The sequence below is a fragment of the Microbulbifer bruguierae genome, assembly GCF_029869925.1.
In the GTDB taxonomy this organism is placed as follows: Bacteria; Pseudomonadota; Gammaproteobacteria; order Pseudomonadales; family Cellvibrionaceae; genus Microbulbifer; species Microbulbifer bruguierae.
On the sequence record NZ_CP118605.1, the window covers coordinates 1,756,567 to 1,774,773 of the forward strand.

The window sequence follows — 18,207 nt, forward strand, 5'->3', positions numbered from 1 at the left end:
CCCATTTGACTGGAGATGGAACAATAACGACAGGAGACCAGAGATGCACACTCTCAACAGACTACTGGCAGCCATACTGCTGGCCACTGCGACCGGCTGCGCGTTCAATCCGGCGACCAATCGGCCAGATCTGGTATTGATGTCGGAAGAAAAGGAAATCAAGATCGGGCGCGAGATGCACGAAAAGCTGGTGGAGAGTACGCCCATCTACAATGACCCCATTCTCACGGCTTATGTGGAACATGTAGGACAAAAAGTTGCCAAGGCCAGTGACAGACCGGATCTCACCTATCACTTCACGATCATCGACAGCCAGGATATCAACGCCTTCGCCCTCCCCGGCGGCTATGTCTATATCAACCGCGGCCTGCTGACCTATCTGCACTCGGAGGCCGAAATGGCCGCAGTATTGGCTCACGAAGTCGGCCATATCACGGCACGCCATGCGGTGCGTCAAAAGACGGCAGCAACCGGTGCCGGGGTTGCCTCGGTACTCTCGGTACTGGTCACCGGCAGCGGTGTGGTAGGTGATGTCACCAACCTCTGGAGCACCGCCGCGGTTAAGGGATACGGCCGCGATATGGAGTTGGAAGCGGATCGTTTCGGTGCCCAGTATATGTACAATGCCGGCTATGATCCCCAGTCAATGATTAACGTGATCGCGCTACTAAAAGACCAGGAAACCTTTTCCCGCCGCCGTGCGCGTATAGAAGGGAAAAAGCAGCAGACCTATCACGGCGTATTTTCTTCTCACCCTCGCAATGATGTGCGTCTGCGGGAGGTGGTCGAAGCCGCCGGCAAACTGCCGGAAGACAAGAAAGTCACCAAGCAGGAGTATTATCGCGAAAAGACCGAAGGGATCGTGTACGGCAACAATGCGCAGGAAAGTGAGAAAAACCGTTTTAATCACAAGAGTCTGGGTTTTTCCCTGCTGTTTCCCGAAGGCTGGAAAGTGGAGAATCAGCGTACCGCGATTGTCGGTACCGCGCCTGACAATTCTGCGACACTGAGCATCAGGGTCGACCAGCGCGACGGCAATCAGCCGGCGGATATGGCGCTACGCGGTGTGTATGATGTGCGCACGCTGGAAGGAGATGAGGCACTCAATCAATACAGCCTGGAAGGCCATACCGGCAAGTTACCCACCTCTGGAGAGAATACGCCCGATCGCGTGGCGGTGCTGTTTTATGGCAGCCGCCAGTATCTTCTTGAAGGCAGGATCAGCGACAAACCCAAAGACAAAGATGCGGCCGCGGAATATGACAACCTGTTCCTGACCAGCATCCGCAGCTTCCGGCCACTGCGCAAAACCGATATCGTCAAACCAGACATCAAGCGTCTGCGCTATGTGCAAGCCAACGACAAAACCACCTTCGGCTCCCTTGCGCGCCATATGGAAATTGGTGAATATGCCGAGGAGCAACTGCGTCTGTTGAATGGCTACTACCCCCGCGGTGAACCGAAACCCGGGGAATGGATCAAGATTGTGCAGTAGCGGTAAGCGTTTCTGGATTGAGGCCGCGGAGCGACCCCCGGCCTCCACGTCAGATATATACCCGCCAAGTTTTGCGACACATTTATTACCGCTTTATGACGAGCGCGTGATCGGTAGTTTACCTGTCACCTTCTCACGGTATGTTTAAACCCACCACATACTTCGGGTTTTACATCTGTGATGAACATACGAATTCCGCTTCACGGCGTTTTGCTAGTGACCTTACTAGTGGCCCACACCTTGCCCGCGTTTGCCGAATCAAATGGCCACGCTCCCCCCATTGTCATTGCCCACCGCGGTGCCTCCGGCTATCTACCTGAGCACACCCTGGAGGCCAAGACACTGGCTTACGCCATGAAAGTGGATTATATCGAGCAGGATTTGGTGATGAGCAAAGACAATCACCTGATCGTGATGCACGATATCCATCTGGACGGCGTCACGGATGTCGCAGACCGGTATCCGAACAGAGCCCGGGAAGATGGGCACTACTACACCATCGACTTCACCCTGCCGGAACTCAAGCAATTGCAGGTAACCGGCCCTTTTGCCCTCTCGCAGGGCAAACGCATCCCGAAATATGGAAGGCGCTTTCCACTGTGGAAATCCCGGTTTCAGCTCGCCACCTTCGATGAAGAACTGGAGCTGATACAGGGGTTGAATGCATCACTGGGCTACGGGATTGGTATTTATCCGGAAATCAAAAAACCTTACTTTCACCAACGGGAAGGGCGGGATATTTCCAAGGCCGTGCTGGAAACATTGAAAAAATACGGTTTTACGAGCAGTAGGCAGAAAGTCTTCCTACAGTGCTTCGACGCTGAGGAGCTACAGCGAATCCGCCACAAATTGATGCCCGATCTGGAAATGGACTTGCCGCTGGTACAGCTGATCGCCGAAACCGATTGGGGAGAAAAACAGGTAATTGATGATGGACGCTTGAAAAACTACGATTATGCCTGGATGCGTACCGACTCGGGCTTACAGAAAATTGCCAGTTACGCCCAGGGTATCGGCCCTTGGTTTCCAATGCTGATCGACAACACAACGGAACGCTTCACCGCGAACGGCCTGACTTCGACCGCACAATCACTCGGGTTACTAGTACACCCCTACACCTTCAGAGCCGATCCGGAACAGATTTCCGAAGTGGCAGGCGATTTTGACAAGCTGCTGGCAGTTTTTCTCGAAGATATCGGCGTAGATGGTATTTTCACAGACCACCCGGATAAAGCGATTACCTTTATCACCACCCACAAGCGCCCCAACAAGATCCAAGCCAGCAGAGAACTGCCAGTACGTTAAGCCGGCTCTGCTACCGAGTTCTGGCGGCTGTATTCAGAGCCCGGCTCCCCTTTGTGCCCGGTCGCGTACTCAACGACCACATTGCGGCCACGCGCCTTGGCTACATACAGGGCGCGATCCGCCTCGCGCAGCAGCTGCTCGATACTCTGCCCTTCATCACCGTGCGCCACACCCACACTGGAGGTAAAATGCACACTGCCCGCCGGGTACGGCAGGCTGATAGCTGCAATTTTGTTGCGCAGCCTTTCTGCGGTATACAGGGAGTCCTCCGGAGTCTCAGTGATCAACAGTGCGAATTCTTCACCACCAAGTCGCCCAAACACATCTGTTTCGCGAATTTTCGTCTGGATTGTTTTACTGAACAGACGCAGAGCCTCATCCCCTATTCCGTGTCCGTGGTTGTCGTTGATGGATTTGAAGTGGTCGATATCGAACATCAGCAGGCTCACCGGCTCGCCTTTACGCCGCGCACGCTTGAGACAGAGTTCCCCGTCTGCCAGAAAACTGCGGCGATTGCGAATGCCAGTCAGCGGATCAGTACGGGCCTCCAGCTCGGCCTGTAACTTGGCCTTTTCCAATTCCTCCGTGCGCGCCCGCACCAATCCTTCCAGTTTCATCTTGGACTGCTCAAGATGACGCCGATACTGCCGCTCCGACTCCAGCCCTAAAAGTCTTACCCGACGCAACTTCATTCCCATAGCAATCATGATGGTGACCAGTTCGATAAAGGAGCTGAGCGGCGGCAGATAGTAATTCACAAGATTGTGCTCTACGTAGCCCATGTCCCGCAGGGCCTGAAAAAACAGCCCCGCCAGCAGCGTAGTCCAGCCAATCGCGAAGATCGCCGCTTCACTGGAACCCTGCCGCCAGCGCACCAGCGCGATAACGGTGGACACGGGGTAGAGCAGCATCGCCAGGGTGATGCTCATCAGCGCCGCAACCTTGATCTGGAATATTGCACTTCCCAGTAATACCAGAGCATTGACTATCATCAGGATCAGCAGGTAATCCAGTCGCGGGGTGTGCTTGCGGGTCTGCAGAAAGACACGATCGAAGATAACACCGCACAAGATACTCAATGCAGCTGTGGCGGACATGTAGCTCCAGTGGAACTCACCCACCAACAGGTATTCGTGGGTAAAACCGAGAATAGTGCCCCAGGCCACTATCTTGGAAAGACCGTAACCGAAGTAGATCAGGAAACTGGCCTCGCCGGTGGTCAGCCCCACGATCAGCGAAAACAGCCCAATCAGAGCTACACCGCCGAACAGAAATGACAGTAGTGCGGTTTCCCCGGTGTGCGCTTTACTCAGTTGCTCCGGTGTCCAGATCCTCATGAAGGGAAAGCAAATCCCGCTTCCCTGGAATCGAACCGCACCAGAAACTCATAGCTAGTCCCCGGTTGCAACGCCACAGGCACGACGAAACGATTGTGCGGTACCGGGCGTGTTGAAAACGGGGTACCCATTTCCAGACTGGCAATTTCGGCGAACGCTATTGCAGTATCCGAGTGTTTTTGCTCAGCGCCACTCCCATCAAGATCCCGCTGAAAAGCCGCCAGCCCTATTAACTGGTGGTCGATGTATTCAAGATGCAGTGTGAGCGGGGTGGTCGTTGGGTTTCGCAGGATGAAATACGACCAATGGCTCCCCTTTTGTAACCCTGTAGAACCCGCGCTGTGCAACGGTTCAAAAACACCGTCTTGCCACGCCTGTACAGCCTGTGAAAGTCCCGCGTTACCACTGGGATCATGCCAGATAGCGGACAGTCCGGTGCGCTGGCTGCCATTTTCCACAACGCCGACATCAATCACCGCACCAGCCAGTGCCGCAGCCGAAACTGGACGCCCCGCACCGGCAACCACGAACAACAGCAAGTAGAAAAACAAGATAAGTAACCAGCGCGCCCCCAACGGGGCCACCAGGGTAGAGGGCGGCAAGCGAGAAGAATTGGTCATATCCTGAAAACCAGGGTGCTCCAGCAAAAGCGATGCGGAAATAAAAATCTTCCCCCGTCTACTTCTTATCGTGCGGGCTATCTACGAAAAATATCCCGGGGAAGGCCTGCCGTGACGCGCGAGCCGCCACCAGGTGCAGTTTACCGACTCACAACCGGATAATCATGTGCCTTGATCACGAGGTAATTCTGGAACATAGAGGAATTACTGGCGGCCTGCGGCGGGATAGCCTCACAGCAAACAGGAATACTTTCCTCAGATAAAACCCAAATGAAAAACAAAAAGGTCGCCAGTGGCGACCTTTTTGTGTGCAAAAGTGGGGTTTCCGTTGCTCGGGCTAGCTGTATCCCGGGCAATCGCACCCTCACAGGGCACTCAATCAAATTTTGAAAAGTCCGCAGGCCGTTTTTCCAGAAATGCGGTCGCTGCCTCGCGAAATTCTTCCGACTGCAAGCGCGAATGAAAATGTATCACCTCTTCCCGAATCACTTCCCACCCCTTCTCGAAGGTGCCTTGACGCAGCAACCGCTTGCTCAGACGCAATGCCTCCGGTGCTTTTTTTACCAGCTCCCGGGCATACTCGCGCGCGCGTCCCAGGGCCTCACCGGAATACACGACTTCGTTGCAGATATTCACATCTGCCGCAGTCTGCGCATCAAATTTTTTCCCCAGCAGCAGCAACTCTGACGCTTTCGCGTGCCCCATGATACGCGGCAACAGGAAACTGGAACCGTACTCGGGACATAACCCGAGATTAACAAATGGCATTTGGAACACCGCGTGATCCTCCGCGATAGCGAGATCGCAGTGCAATAGCAGTGTGGTCCCAATACCGACGGCCACCCCGCTCACCGCCGCAATCACAGGTTTGGGAAAGTGATACAGGGCAGACATGAACTGGAATACCGGCGACTCCTCCCCCGTCGCAGAGCCTCCGAGAAAATCACTCAGGTCATTGCCGCTGGTAAACATCCCTTTGATACCGGTCAGGATGACCACCCTGATTTCCGGATCGGCCGCCGCACCATTCAACAGCTCTGCCATTGCCGAGTACATGGCCATGGTCAGCGCATTCTTGCGCTCGGGCCGATTTATGGTGATTTCAAGCACCCGGTCTTGCACCTGGACCTGAATTTCTTCGCATTGACTCTGCATGTGGGCTCCACAATATCTGTCGTTATGTCAAACCGCGATCCCTATTCTGAACAATAACAGCAACTGAAATTGCCGTTATCACCCCACCGGGCGGCGCTGGTGGACACTATTCTAGTCACTCGCTTTCTGCGTACGAGGTCCGATTCAACCAGTTTGCTATACGGAATCTCAACCGCACAACCACTGCGGTCACCACTAGAGGCTGTTTTCACACCTCCGGGAGAAAACCTTATAATATGTCCAAAGTTGTGCTTGTTTGTGCAAACTCAGATTAACAAAGCCGCGAAAACAGGTACGACTATTGCGGCAACATACTATGAAGTGGAATTATCCAGTTATGACGGTGACATACAGCTCCTACCTGAAGGTGGACGAACTGCTGCGGTGCCAACAACCGCTTTCCGACGGGCCGGAGCACGATGAACTGCTGTTTATCGTGATACACCAGAGCTATGAACTCTGGTTCAAGCAGCTGTTACACGAACTCGATTTTCTTGTGCGCCTTTTCAATACCGGTGAGCGCAACCGCGCCTTGCATACCCTCAAGCGGGTAGACACCATATATCGGACCCTGATTCAGCAGGTGGATATTCTCGAAACACTGACCCCCCTGGAATTCATGTCATTCCGCGACCGGCTGTCCACTGCCAGCGGCTTCCAGTCTTACCAGTTCCGGGAGCTCGAATTCCTCTACGGAGCCAAAGATGCGAAAAAGCTGAGCAACTACGAACCGGGTTCAAACCACTTCGAGCGCCTGCAGAAACGCCTTGAAGCACCGACCCTGTGGGACGCTTTTCTACGCTTTCTCGCCCATGAGGGACATGACATTCCCGTAGCGGTACTGGAGCGTGATTACAGCCAGGTAGCAGAACCCTCTGCGGCAGTGCAGAAGGTTCTGGTCGACGTGTATCGCAACGATCCACTGGTCAGCGAAATCTGCGAGGCACTGGTAGACATAGACACCTCCCTGCAGCAGTGGCGCTACCGCCACGTTAAGATGGTAGAACGCACCATCGGCAGCAAAATGGGGACAGGCGGTTCCAGCGGTGTTGGGTATCTGCAGAGCACCCTGTTCAAGCCGGTATTTCCCGACCTGTGGGCGATCCGCTCGGAGTTCTGATCAGCAATCTGAGCCACCGTTCTGAATCGGTGTTACGGAATCAACAGCACCTGGCGATTTCAAACAGGAATCGCCAGGCACAAAAAAAGCCAGCGAATAGCTGGCTTTTTTTGTGCACGCTGTGCAAGGAACAGCGTTAGCGCTTTTTGTCCTCGAACGGCACCAAGGATACCTGAATGTTCGGGTTTACCGCTTTCGCCGCATCCGCGATGGTCACATAAGTGTCGGCACTGGACTTGTTGTGCGCACGGACAATCACGATGGCCTGTGGGTTTTCCGCATAAAGCTGCGCGATACGGGCACGTACTGCACGGCTGTCGATGCGGCTTTTCCCCATCCAGATCTCGTCGGCGGAGTTCACCATCAGCAGAATATTCTGCTTATCGGGGTCCGGCGGAGTCTGCTCAGTCTGATCTGGATCCGGTACGTTCACATCCAGCGCCTTCTCTTTTACGAAGGATGCCGTAACGATAAAGAAGATCAGCATGATGAACACAACGTCCAGCATGGGCGTCAGGTCGATATCGGCCTTTTCTTCTTCTACGGCCTTACCGCGTCGTCTACTCATAAAACACCGTACAGTTTTTTGATACGAATTCGCCGGTTATACCGGTCTAATCAAGGGGGGAAGATTGCCGGTAAATGGCCATCAATGCAAGTCCAACCTCGCCAACCTGGAGATACCCTTTAGAAATCAACAAGTTAGAATGACCATTCGAGACCTGTTCCCACACTTCACACAGCCAGTTCGCTCTTGCGAGCAGCCAGATACCCCTGATAGTCGGGAATCTGCCGGGGAAAACTGCGAGCCATCAGCGCCGATTGGATCATCATGTCGGCACTGCTGGCATTGCAGGCTACAGGAATATTCCACACCGCCGCAATCCGCAACAGCGCTTTTACATCCGGATCGTGGGGCATGGGTTCAAAAGGGTCCCAGAAAAAAATAAGGATATCCACCTCTCCCTGACAGATTTTGGCCCCCAGCTGCTGATCGCCCCCCATGGGGCCACTGAACAGCTTCTCCACGGCCAGCCCGGTTGCGGCCTCGATCTGGCTTCCGGTAGTACCGGTACCCAGCAACTGGTGCCGCGCGAGAATATCCTGATGCTCTAGACACCACCCAATCAGGCCGGCCTTGCGATTGTCGTGCGCCACCAGTGCAATGCGCTTTTGTGCAGCAATGGGCTTGTCGATATATTCCATGTGGCCCCCAGGCAACAAAGGGTTGAGACTTCCAATTGAATTCCTGTGACGCTTTCAGGATTTTGAGTCACAACATCCAGCGTCGAGAATGGAGGGAATTATGCTAAATTCCACGCCCGCCATCCATCGGCTATCCAAATCAGGGCGACTGACAGGACGTAAACCTCGCAGTCTATAATCGCCCTCGCGCGCGACGGAGTATGTTTTCGTCGCATATCTGCTTTCAGCCAATACAGCTATATAGGAATCATCATGAGTGTCGGAGCCTGGGAACCTACTGATCAAGCCTCCAACGATCAGTCGCGCCGAGCGATCGAGCCCGCATTACTGCACCAGATCGTCGCTGCCATGGAGCCCGACACCCAGGACCTGAATACACTGGCACCGGAAATTCAGAATGCCAGCTGGCTCGCGGGCCTCCCCGCAACCCAATGGCTGGAACAAGCGGTGCAACTGGACGATGCCCGAATCTGGGCCCTGATCCGTTTTTTCACGTTGGCTGAGATGCAACTGCAGGACTGGCAGGGAGGCGCTGAATCGCCGGTAATCCCTCTCGCCAAATGTCTGCGTCAGCGCAAATCACCATTGTCCAGGGAGCAATTACTCTGGATCCGCGCGCACTCCGATAACCGCTATCTGCCCTACGGCCCATTGTGAAGGAAGCACCCTCCGCAACCGTGTATTCAGAATTGGCAGTTTGATTGCCGGGGCGGTCTTCCCCCAGCCCCAAAAACGAAAAGGCGTATCCATAGATTGGATACGCCTTTTCGTTTTCCGCTCAGAATTTTATCGACATCGGCGCTCCACCCGATCACCTACCTCGTAATTCTTGCGGGCATCGCAGCAGTTATTCTTCCGCTAAACCCTGCAAACGGAAAAGCTGGCTTCGCAGAGTGGCAGCATCCACGGGCGTGCGATAATTAGAGGCCAGCTGCCGCCATACAACAAAACCCTCAGCATCAATCAACCAGGCACTGGGTCGGGCGGCGTCGCGTATCCAGGGCCTCAGCAGCAACGGCGCGCCGAAATGAGCCACAAACGTTGCGTTGCTTCCATCGGCCGGGGCCAACTGCTGCAGCGGAGGCATCAAGTCTTCCGGCTCAGATTTACTTCCGGACTTCGCCGGCCACAATCGCTGTGGCCACTGATTTGCCGATTGCACACTCCAAAGCAGCAACCCGATCTTCAATCGCGCCATTTCCCGCTGCAGCCCGCACAACTGGAGAAGCTGATTGCGACTGTCTGCACAGTAGCTTCCTCGCAGGAAAATCAGCACCACGCCATTCAACTGACGCTGGCGACAATATTCCGCTGCCTGCCATTTGCGCTGGTCAACTCTGCAGAGCGTTGGAAATGTCGCATCTACCCTCGGCATTTTGGGATGGTGCACCGCGCTCAAATGATAAAGATAGATCAGCAGTACAAACAAATTGTAGATAGCCAGATAAATTGCCATACCGCGATCAACATCTGTCAGCAGCACAATTGCCAGACCGCCAAGCACACCGGCAAACGCACCCGGTTCACGTAAATCTCCCTCAATGCGACCACTGAACTGATAGCGTAATAACATCCAGAAAGGCAGCGCCCAGGCATTTATCAGCAACCCGATCCAGCGGCTCTCTGGATGCAGTAAAAAGCTGTAGATCGACCAAAACCCGCAGCCCAACAACCAAATAAACGCGAGAAAAGTAAAAAAAACCTTAAATTTATTCATTACAGAGTAAAAACACCCTTAAAACACTTGCATTCAAGTATATAAATGAGCTGCAATTAGCGCGATGAATTCCACTCATCCAAAATAACACCTAAATACAAAATTTAGATACAGGGATATTTTATGGCCGCACGTAAAAAAGCCACTACCGCGGTGAGCGCCGTAGCAAAATTGGAAGCGGAACTCGCCTCGCTGAAAACCCAACTGGAAAAAGCGCGCAGCACCCAGGAAGCCAGCGCCAAGAAAGACGCCGACAAGCTTTCCAAGGACGCAGACGCCGCAGCCAAGAAAGCACAGGCAGCTCAAGCCAAGGTAAAAGCAGCAAAAGCCAAGAAAAAGTCTGCCGCTCAACAGAAGCAACTGAAAGCTGCCCAGGCTGCAGCAACTGCTGCCAAGAAAGCCGCCGCCACAGCCAAGGCTGCCGCCACTGACGCCAAATCCAAACTGGCAACCATCAGCGCCGAAAACCAGCTGGCTACCAAGGTCGCCAAAGCCGTAGCCAAGGAAGAAGCAGCCATCACCAAGAAGCTGGCCGCTGCCGACAAGAAACAAGCTGCCGCCGCTGCCAAGAAAGCCGCTGCTGCTGCCAAAAAGAAAGCCGCTGCTGACAAGAAGAAAGCCGCTGCAGCCAAGAAGAAGGCCGCTGCTGCTGCCAAGATAAAGGCTGCTGCTGCCAAGAAGAAAGCCGTCGCTGCCGCCAAAAAGAAGGCCGCTGCTGAGAAGAAAAAAGCCGCTGCCGCCAAGCAAAAAGCTGCCGCTGCCGCAAAAAAAGCTGCCGCTAAAGCCAAGGCCAAAGCGAAAGCCGTCAGCAAGAAAAAGCCTGGTCGCCCTGCCAAGAAAGCGGCTACCGAAACGGCAGCCAAGAAGCCTGGCCGTCCCGCCAAATCCACCGCAGCCAAGAAGAAGCCAGGCCGTCCGCCCAAGGCTACCGCTGCCAAGAAAGCTCCGGCTCGTCGCGGTCGTCCGCCGAAAACCAAAGCCTAAGCTGTCACTACTGACAGTCCCAAAAAACCCCGGCTCGCCGGGGTTTTTTTGTTTTGTAGCCTTCTAATTCTTTTTAGCCTGATACCCGGCAAACACGTCTAACGCTCAACTTTCTCTCCCGCTAACAGCCCCTGTTTCGCAGGCAACCAGGCACTCACCCGCGCCCTGAGCGCCGCAGGTAACGCCAGCATTACCGGTGTAACAATCAGGGTCAGCAACGTGGAAAAGCTGAGACCATATACGATGGCACTGGCCAGCTTCACCCAGAACGATGCGATCACGCCATTCACTACCATGGTGCGCCCAACCATATCCACACTCACCCCCAGTGCCAGAGGCAACAACCCGAGAATGGTTGTGGCGGTGGTCAGGAAGACCGGTCGCAAGCGCTGAGTTGCCGCCTTTACCGCAGCGGCACCAGGCCCCAGCTCCGGTTCCGCCTCGCGCACGTAATTGTAGGTATCGATAAGTACGATGTTGTTATTCACCACAATACCCGCCAGCGCCACGATGCCGACACCGGTCATGATCACACTGAAGGTACTCTGGGTCAGGGTGAGGCCCAACATTACTCCTGCCGTGGACATGATCACAGACGACAGAATCAGCGCCGATTGATAAAAGCTGTTGAACTGGGTTACCAGCAGAATAAACATCAGGAATAGCGACAGGGAAAATGCCACCTTCAGGAAAACCAGAGATTCCTTCTGGTCTTCATCCGCGCCGCGGAACAGCACTTCGACCCCGTTATCGATTGGGTGCGCCCCCAGCCACTGGCGAATTTCCCGAACCTTATCGTCGGCCAGCACGCCGTCCTCGACGTCGGCCTTTATCTGCATCCGGGTGATTCCGTCGATACGCTCAATTTTGTCTACTTTCGGCCCAGCCAGGGTACTGACAAAACTGCTCACCGGAATGGCCCCCGACGGGGTATTCACTTTCAGCTGATCCAGCGCGGTAATACCCCGTGCGTAATCCGGATAGCGGATACGAATATCCACTTCTTCATCGGAATCGTCCGGGCGGTATTCCGCCATGAGTACACCGTTGGTAACCAGCTGCACACCACGCCCCACAGCGGTGAGGCCCGCGCCATAGAGCGCGGCCTTTTCACGGTCGACCTTTACTTCCCACTCGATGCCAGGCAACGGCGCTGTGGTGACGATATCCCGCAGACCTTCAAACTCGTTCTCCAGCGCAGCGTGCAAGCGTTTGGTTTCCGCCAGCAGCTGGTCGTAATCCCGGCTGCGCAATTCCAGTACCACATCTTTGCCCACCGGCGGACCGCCTTCAAAGGCATTGGCACTGGTCTTGATACCCGCGAAATGGGCTGTGCGCTGGCGAATGTCAGCGAAGATTTCCTTACTCTTCCGCTCCCGCTCCATGGACGGCAAGAGTTCCACCAGCAGGCTGGCGATCTGATCCGGTGACTTTTCTGTATTTCCGGAAATACCACCGGAACCGATCGCCGAATACACCACTCGCACTTCCGGCACGGCCATTACCGCCGTTTCCACCTGTGCGACCAGCACTTTTTTCTCTTCAAGTGAAAGGTTTCCCTGAGCCCGCACCTCCACATTGCCGTATTGCTCTTCGGTCTCGGTAAAGAACTCCACCCCCGGATAGAATGCGGAAAAGGCAATAAAAATCCCCACCAGAACCGCAATACTGGCGCCGAACGAGAGAAACGGGCGGCGTACTACCGGATCGAGTACGCGCGCATACAGGCCGGTGATACCGCCGAGGCTGGTAGGATCGCCACCTTCCAGCTGTTTAAGATACTGCTGGGTCTGCAGATCCATATTGCTCTTGCCAAACACCGATCCCAGCACAGGAGCAAAAAACAACGCATATACCAGTGAACCTGCCAGCACCGCGAACACAGTAACCGGCAGATAGCGCATAAACTCACCCACAACCCCGGGCCAGAATATAATCGGCAGGAAAGCCGCCATGGTCGTTCCCGTCGAGGCCACTACCGGCCAGAACATGCGCCGCACGGATATAGCATAGGCCGCGCGCGCAGAAAGCCCCTCCGCCATTTTGCGATCGGCAAACTCGGTAATCACGATGGAGCCATCGATCAGCATGCCGAGCGCCAATAACATGCCGAACATCACCATAAAGTTGAAGGAATACCCGAGATACCAGGTGATGATGATGCCGAACAGCAATGAAAATGGAATACCGAACCCGACCAGTAATCCAGAGCGGAAGCCGAGAGCAGCCACCACAATAATCATCACCAGCAACATGGCGGTGAGGATGTTGCCCTCCATCTCACTGACCATATCTCTGGCCACTTGTGACATATCGAAAACAAAATCCACCTTGACTCCGCGAGGTAAATATTCCCGCTCGGCATTCACCACTGCCCGCACCGTATCCGCAAGATCCACCGCACTGGCGCCAGTGCGTTTCTCCACATTGATCGCAAGACCGGGGCGACCGTTGACACTGGTGTAACTGGTGGCGTCTTTGAAGGTGCGACGGATATCGGTGACCTGCCCCAGGGTCACCACCCCATGGTCAGACTGTTTCAACGGAATCTGGTAAACATCCTGCGCGGTTTCGATCAACCCGGGCACCTTGACGGAAAAACGCCCCTTGCTGACATCCATCTCTCCCGCGGGAATTAACAGGTTATTTCCCAGTACCGCATTGATCAGGTCGCCACTGGTAATCTGGTAGTGCTCCAGACGCACCGGATCAATGGTGGCCTCCACCACTTCTTCCCGGTTACCTTTGATATCCGCACTCAGTACTTCGCTGATATTTTCAATCTTGCGCTTTAGCTGCTGCGCACTGCGCAACAACTCTCGCTCACTGATGTGCTCTCCGGCGAGCGTTACCACAATTGCCGGAAACGGCTGCGCGGAAGCTTCCTCCACAATGGGTTCTTCCGCATCCCTCGGCAATTCCGCCTTGGCGCGGTCGACAGCGTTGCGCACCTCATCCACGGCAAAATCGATATCCAGCGCGGAGTCAAATTCGACGATCAGATAAACCAGGGATTCCCGCGCATTCGCGATGACCTCTTCCACCCCTTCCAGCGCACGGATTTCCTGCTCCAACGGCCGAACCAGCAGGCGCACACCATCTTCCGGAGAAATCCCCTCATGCATCACCTGGACGATGACGATCGGCGGATTGACCTCGGGGCTGGATTCCACCGTCATGGCACCGCGGGCAGCGATACCGACGATAACAATCAACAACATCAGGCTAATGCTGCTGCGAAAGCGGTCTACGGCTCCATCCAAGAGTTTCATGGTTGCAGCTCCTGCGTACTGGATTCCGCACCAGAATAATCCGCCGCACTCTCGACAGCGCCAGCCGGGGGTACCTGTGGCGCGGGCAGGTCACCTGCGGATTGTTCGAACTCCACCTGGACCAGCTCTCCCTCACTGACGTATTCCTGGCCGACGGTAATCACCACCGCCTGCGCCGGCAGGCCGGTGACCCACACACCTTCGCTCTCGTCACTGACCAGGTGCACGTTCACAAACTGGACCCGCAGCTCTTCATCCAGAGTACGTACCCCAAGTTGACCGCGGTCATCCAGAGTCAGCAGGGAAGAATTGATGCGGTGTGCCATCACTTCACCAGCAGGCAGTGCCATGCGCGCACTGATTCCGCTGCGCAATATCCCTTCTTTATTAGGTACTGCAACTTCAGCCCGGTATGCGCGGGTAACCGCATGCGCCTCCTGGCTTACGTAGCGCAGCTGCCCGTGCACCACTTGTCCCTGCTGTAGCTGGGCGCTGGCAGAGGTCCCAAGCTGCACACTTCCGACATTGGACTCAGAAATCTCTCCCACGATCAGAATCGGATCCAGATCAAGAATCGTTGCGCACTCTTCACCACGGCGAACGAAGTCTCCCAGTTCCACCGCTCGGCTGTTGATCACACCTTCAAAGGGCGCGCGCACCTTCAGGTTCCTCACCGCCAGTTGAGCTCGCTTGTAGTCTGCCCTGGCATTCGCCAACGCCACATCCTGCTGAGCCATGCCCGCATCCGACTGGAGGCCGCGGCCCTGGAGTTTTTTCGCTCCGGCATAGTCGATTTCAGCCTTGCGCAAGGCCGCGAGGGCACTCTCCAACTGCTCAGGACGATCCTCTGCAGCGATTTCACAGATCACATCACCGGCAACCACCCTCTGCCCCTCTGCCACTGGCAACGCCGCAATGACGCCATCCAGTTCGGCCCGCAGCTGCACGCTGCGATTCGCTTCAGTGCGGCTGTTGACAACAACTCGGGTTAAATAGGGCTGTGCTTCCAGGCGACGGGCCTTCACGGTCATGGATTCAGTATCGGCTACCGCCTGCGCAATACGGTGATCCTGGCCATCACCACTGCCCGATTTTTCTGCCAGCAGACCACTCGCCAGCCAAAGGACGGCCAACAGCGCGACAATGGCAGCAATCCGATAGTTGCGCTGCCTCCAGAGTTTCACCAGAACATTCATACCCGTATTCCTGCTCGCGTAACGGAAAGAGAAAAATTGCAATACAACAACAAAATCAGCGCGCATTTTATGCACAAAGCGATTGCCGCGCATTGTGAATAACTGCCGGATTACGAAATCCATCGGCACAAGGCCGGCTCCAGATGAGGCTATGAGCAGAATACGTTGGCAGACAGATGACAGATCAATATATAGAAGATAGAGAAGAAGGAAGCAGAGAGGAGAAAGTAAGGTGTAAGTGAGGCGCGCTCCCAAGGTCACGCGCCACCTTCAAAACGTCAGCGGGCACTTGAGCAAAGTATCAGACAAGTGAGAGTATCAATCAGGAGAGTATGGATTCTAGGAAGTCCGTCATGTCGGACTCTTCCGCCGCCAGCTGGCCACTACCGAACTCTGCATTCCAGTCCAACAGGATCCGGGCCAGATTGCGCGCCTGGCCTGCGAGAGAAACCAGCTCCTCTTTACAATTCTTGGGGCCGGTGTAGAGCTTGAGTCGTCGGTGGCTATTGGCCAACTCATGGGCAGGATATCTCGAGCGGTACACTTCCAGCTTCCAGCGCAGTGAATGCACCATATTGCGGTAGAACACCAGCTTCGTTGGCAAATGCAGCAGGGAGAAATTTTCCAGATCGCCAAACAGCGTACAGTCCACGGCCAACACCTGGATACTCTGCCCTACGGGTGCCGCGACGATGGTCGCACTGCGGGGTTCCTCCAGCATCATGGACAGATCTCCAAACACCTCTCCCGGGCGGATTTCTGCAAGAGGCCTTTCTCCACGGGCTGCCGCATCATCGTCTACATGAACTTGCAGCTCCCCACGCAGCAGAAAATATACCCACTGATCCACATCACCGGCGTGCAGCAGTGCCTCGCCAGGCGCCAGGGTAACCAGGCGCGAACGCTTTAGTAAGACATCGTACTGCCATTCGCTGGTGGCGCGAATATCACGAAAGAGATGAATGACGTTTAAAAGACGATCCACCGCATCGCGCGGGTAATCACTGAGCGGTTTGTAATCCATGTAAATCTTGGCGGTATGAAAAGGCTAGTGAAAGGTACTGCAGTTTTGCAACAGGTCGCAGAGAATAACAACGCACCGATTGATAGCACATTCTAGGGGTAAAGAGGCAACTGTCTTCCCCGAGAGCGTACGAATTTAAGGAAACGAGACATTTTACCCATTTCGGGCTTGAACTCCATTACAGTTAAAGTAGAGTTGAGTCGATCCTCGATGAAATTCATTTCCTAATGGGCATTTTTTGCTCGAATAATGGCGCACTGAATTTGATCCGGGTCCGCGCCTTTCGGGGGGAGGGCGCGATCGAAGTTGCTGCTTGTCCTGTCTGGGGTATTTTGGAGGATCTTCAGCGCTTTATCTGCCGGCTTCTGCCCATCCGGCTAGCAAAAGATACCAAAGCAAAAATGAAATCGACCAAAATTGTCATCGCCCTGCTGCTGTTTGCTACGGCTCTGACGGCAAAAGCGGCACCACTTCTCAACGGACTCGCACTAGAACAGCAATTCAACAAAGACCGTTATATTGCGGCAGTATATTCCGAGCGGCTAGCCAGTGATGTAAACGCGCTCCTCGACAACAATACACCCCGCAGCCTGCAGGTCCGCATTATCGCCGACAACCTGTCCGCTCGCCGTTTTCGCAACCAGTGGATGGAAGGTATTGCCATTAATAACCCAAGCAATACCCTGACAATGCAAGCGGAAAACATGGTGACCTTTGCCAACCTGTTCAAAGGCCGCCTGAAGACCGGAGACCAGCTGCGTATCGACTTCGCTGCAGACACCGGCACCACGTCGATTTCACTCAACGACATACTGCTGGGCACCATTGAAAACCGGGAGTTTTTCAACACCCTGCTGCGTGCCTGGATTGGCCCGGTGCCCCCCTCAACCGACTTCCGCGACAACCTGCTGAAAGCCGGCCAGGCGGATTCCGGTCTGCTCGCGACCTTCGAAGGCCTGCAACCAGAGGCCGGTCGCGTTGCCGAGATTGCCGCACAGGTGGATGAGCAGGAAGCCACAGAGCAAACCGCGTCGACAAACACCAAGCCTGAGGAACCAGCAAAACCCGAACTGGCTCAGGTGGCCGCGATCAGCAAGATCAAACCAGGACTGGCCGACATTCCACCACCCACCCTGGCCTCCATTGGCACACCAGCGGTCGATTCACCGGCATCCGCGCGTCCGCAGCCACAGTCGCAAACCGCCGCCGCCAACATTGTCCAGCCCAAACCTTTGAAGCCCACCACCACCCGCCCGGCAGCACCGCCAATGGACGAAGATGAGCTGGAAGAAGAGGACGAAGCACCACTTACCGCTGACATGATTCTGGCCCGCCAGATTTATCACTCTATGCTGCTGCGCCACACCTTCAAGCACATCAGCTACCCGAAACGCGCGCTGGACCGCGGCCAGGAGGGCAGCGTGCGCCTCAATGTCACCATCGACAACAAGGGCAATGTGAAAGACGTGACCACCGTGCAGGAGTCCCGCTATGCCAGCCTCAACCGCGAGGCACTGGATGCGGTGGAGCGTGCGGGGCCCTACCCGGCAACACCAGAGCAACTGAAAATGAACGAATACAGGTTTTCAGTGCCAATCACTTTCCGACTGCCGAACTAAACCCCGTCAGCCATGCAAAACCCCGCAGATGCGGGGTTTTTTGTGCATCCATCCCCCTCCGCTCTCACCTCCGACCTTATCGCTCATTCGCGGCAATTCACCGCAATTTCCCTTGCCGGGAACTACGCCCGGTGCATACTACGCGATCGATTTCCTT

Annotated in this window: 15 protein-coding genes; 6 read left to right on the forward strand and 9 right to left on the reverse strand. The window is 55.0% G+C overall.

Annotated features, from left to right (window positions below; all coding sequences use genetic code 11):
- Positions 1-43 precede the first annotated feature (43 nt).
- Both PVT68_RS07550 and glpQ read left to right on the forward strand, forming a co-directional pair.
- Positions 44-1,495, forward strand: coding sequence for a M48 family metalloprotease (locus PVT68_RS07550; protein WP_280322102.1), 1,452 nt, complete (start codon positions 44-46; stop codon positions 1,493-1,495).
- 216 nt (positions 1,496-1,711) lie between these two features.
- Entirely contained in the window at positions 1,712-2,800 is a 1,089-nt protein-coding gene (glpQ, locus tag PVT68_RS07555) for a glycerophosphodiester phosphodiesterase (protein WP_280322103.1), read from the forward strand.
- Here the strand turns inward: glpQ and PVT68_RS07560 are convergent.
- The 3 genes from PVT68_RS07560 to PVT68_RS07570 all read right to left on the reverse strand — a co-directional run bounded on the left by PVT68_RS07560 (position 2,797) and on the right by PVT68_RS07570 (position 5,912).
- Positions 2,797-4,137 carry a sensor domain-containing diguanylate cyclase gene (locus PVT68_RS07560; protein ID WP_280322104.1) on the reverse strand — a complete coding sequence of 447 codons (1,341 nt, stop codon included), beginning with the start codon at positions 4,135-4,137 and terminating at the stop codon, positions 2,797-2,799. The genes glpQ and PVT68_RS07560 overlap by 4 nt on opposite strands.
- Complete coding sequence (locus PVT68_RS07565; protein WP_280322105.1) at positions 4,134-4,712, reverse strand: 7TMR-DISMED2 domain-containing protein; 579 nt, start codon at positions 4,710-4,712, stop codon at positions 4,134-4,136. Before PVT68_RS07565 ends, PVT68_RS07560 begins: the two co-directional genes overlap by 4 nt.
- Positions 4,713-5,132: 420 nt before the next feature.
- Positions 5,133-5,912, reverse strand: a complete 780-nt coding sequence (locus PVT68_RS07570) for an enoyl-CoA hydratase (RefSeq protein ID WP_280322106.1) — start codon at positions 5,910-5,912, stop codon at positions 5,133-5,135.
- 337 nt (positions 5,913-6,249) lie between these two features.
- On the opposite strand from PVT68_RS07570, the gene PVT68_RS07575 reads away from it, so the two are divergent.
- Entirely contained in the window at positions 6,250-7,032 is a 783-nt protein-coding gene (locus PVT68_RS07575) for a tryptophan 2,3-dioxygenase (protein WP_280322107.1), read from the forward strand.
- A gap of 136 nt (positions 7,033-7,168) precedes the next feature.
- Here PVT68_RS07575 and PVT68_RS07580 read toward each other — a convergent pair whose 3' ends face one another.
- Together PVT68_RS07580 and PVT68_RS07585 are read right to left on the reverse strand one after the other, a co-directional pair.
- A complete protein-coding gene (locus tag PVT68_RS07580) occupies positions 7,169-7,600 on the reverse strand; it encodes an ExbD/TolR family protein (RefSeq protein ID WP_280322108.1) in 432 nt (143 codons plus the stop codon).
- A gap of 167 nt (positions 7,601-7,767) precedes the next feature.
- Complete coding sequence (locus PVT68_RS07585; protein ID WP_280322109.1) at positions 7,768-8,238, reverse strand: methylglyoxal synthase; 471 nt, start codon at positions 8,236-8,238, stop codon at positions 7,768-7,770.
- Between the two features lie 252 nt (positions 8,239-8,490).
- On the opposite strand from PVT68_RS07585, the gene PVT68_RS07590 reads away from it, so the two are divergent.
- Complete coding sequence (locus PVT68_RS07590; protein ID WP_280322110.1) at positions 8,491-8,895, forward strand: hypothetical protein; 405 nt, start codon at positions 8,491-8,493, stop codon at positions 8,893-8,895.
- A 190-nt stretch (positions 8,896-9,085) separates the two neighbouring features.
- On the opposite strand, the gene PVT68_RS07595 is transcribed toward PVT68_RS07590, so the two are convergent.
- Entirely contained in the window at positions 9,086-9,955 is an 870-nt protein-coding gene (locus PVT68_RS07595) for a hypothetical protein (protein WP_280322111.1), read from the reverse strand.
- A 123-nt stretch (positions 9,956-10,078) separates the two neighbouring features.
- Between PVT68_RS07595 and PVT68_RS07600 the strand changes: the two genes are divergently transcribed.
- A complete protein-coding gene (locus PVT68_RS07600; protein WP_280322112.1) occupies positions 10,079-10,939 on the forward strand; it encodes a hypothetical protein in 861 nt (286 codons plus the stop codon).
- A 98-nt stretch (positions 10,940-11,037) separates the two neighbouring features.
- On the opposite strand, the gene PVT68_RS07605 is transcribed toward PVT68_RS07600, so the two are convergent.
- The 3 genes from PVT68_RS07605 to PVT68_RS07615 form a co-directional block, all read right to left on the reverse strand.
- A complete protein-coding gene (locus PVT68_RS07605) occupies positions 11,038-14,211 on the reverse strand; it encodes an efflux RND transporter permease subunit (RefSeq protein WP_280322113.1) in 3,174 nt (1,057 codons plus the stop codon).
- Positions 14,208-15,407 (reverse strand): efflux RND transporter periplasmic adaptor subunit, encoded by a 1,200-nt coding sequence (locus PVT68_RS07610; protein ID WP_280322114.1) that lies wholly within the window; start codon positions 15,405-15,407, stop codon positions 14,208-14,210. Before PVT68_RS07610 ends, PVT68_RS07605 begins: the two co-directional genes overlap by 4 nt.
- Before the next feature lie 322 nt (positions 15,408-15,729).
- The gene (locus PVT68_RS07615; RefSeq protein ID WP_280322115.1) at positions 15,730-16,431 is read right to left on the reverse strand and encodes a cyclic nucleotide-binding domain-containing protein; all 702 of its coding nucleotides are present in this window, start codon (positions 16,429-16,431) and stop codon (positions 15,730-15,732) included.
- A 401-nt stretch (positions 16,432-16,832) separates the two neighbouring features.
- On the opposite strand from PVT68_RS07615, the gene PVT68_RS07620 reads away from it, so the two are divergent.
- Positions 16,833-18,050, forward strand: a complete 1,218-nt coding sequence (locus PVT68_RS07620; RefSeq protein WP_280322116.1) for a TonB family protein — start codon at positions 16,833-16,835, stop codon at positions 18,048-18,050.
- Positions 18,051-18,207: the final 157 nt, after the last annotated feature.

Bases quoted from the DNA above. Each gene is read 5' to 3' on its own strand.
- PVT68_RS07595 (WP_280322111.1), bottom strand. From the start codon at position 9,955: ATGAATAAATTTAAGGTTTTTTTTACTTTTCTCGCGTTTATTTGGTTG.
- PVT68_RS07610 (WP_280322114.1), bottom strand. From the start codon at position 15,407: ATGAATGTTCTGGTGAAACTCTGGAGGCAGCGCAACTATCGGATTGCT.
- PVT68_RS07570 (WP_280322106.1), bottom strand. From the start codon at position 5,912: ATGCAGAGTCAATGCGAAGAAATTCAGGTCCAGGTGCAAGACCGGGTG.
- PVT68_RS07590 (WP_280322110.1), top strand. From the start codon at position 8,491: ATGAGTGTCGGAGCCTGGGAACCTACTGATCAAGCCTCCAACGATCAG.
- PVT68_RS07560 (WP_280322104.1), bottom strand. From the start codon at position 4,137: ATGAGGATCTGGACACCGGAGCAACTGAGTAAAGCGCACACCGGGGAA.
- PVT68_RS07600 (WP_280322112.1), top strand. From the start codon at position 10,079: ATGGCCGCACGTAAAAAAGCCACTACCGCGGTGAGCGCCGTAGCAAAA.
- PVT68_RS07575 (WP_280322107.1), top strand. From the start codon at position 6,250: ATGACGGTGACATACAGCTCCTACCTGAAGGTGGACGAACTGCTGCGG.
- PVT68_RS07585 (WP_280322109.1), bottom strand. From the start codon at position 8,238: ATGGAATATATCGACAAGCCCATTGCTGCACAAAAGCGCATTGCACTG.
- PVT68_RS07580 (WP_280322108.1), bottom strand. From the start codon at position 7,600: ATGAGTAGACGACGCGGTAAGGCCGTAGAAGAAGAAAAGGCCGATATC.
- PVT68_RS07550 (WP_280322102.1), top strand. From the start codon at position 44: ATGCACACTCTCAACAGACTACTGGCAGCCATACTGCTGGCCACTGCG.
- PVT68_RS07615 (WP_280322115.1), bottom strand. From the start codon at position 16,431: ATGGATTACAAACCGCTCAGTGATTACCCGCGCGATGCGGTGGATCGT.
- PVT68_RS07620 (WP_280322116.1), top strand. From the start codon at position 16,833: ATGAAATCGACCAAAATTGTCATCGCCCTGCTGCTGTTTGCTACGGCT.
- PVT68_RS07605 (WP_280322113.1), bottom strand. From the start codon at position 14,211: ATGAAACTCTTGGATGGAGCCGTAGACCGCTTTCGCAGCAGCATTAGC.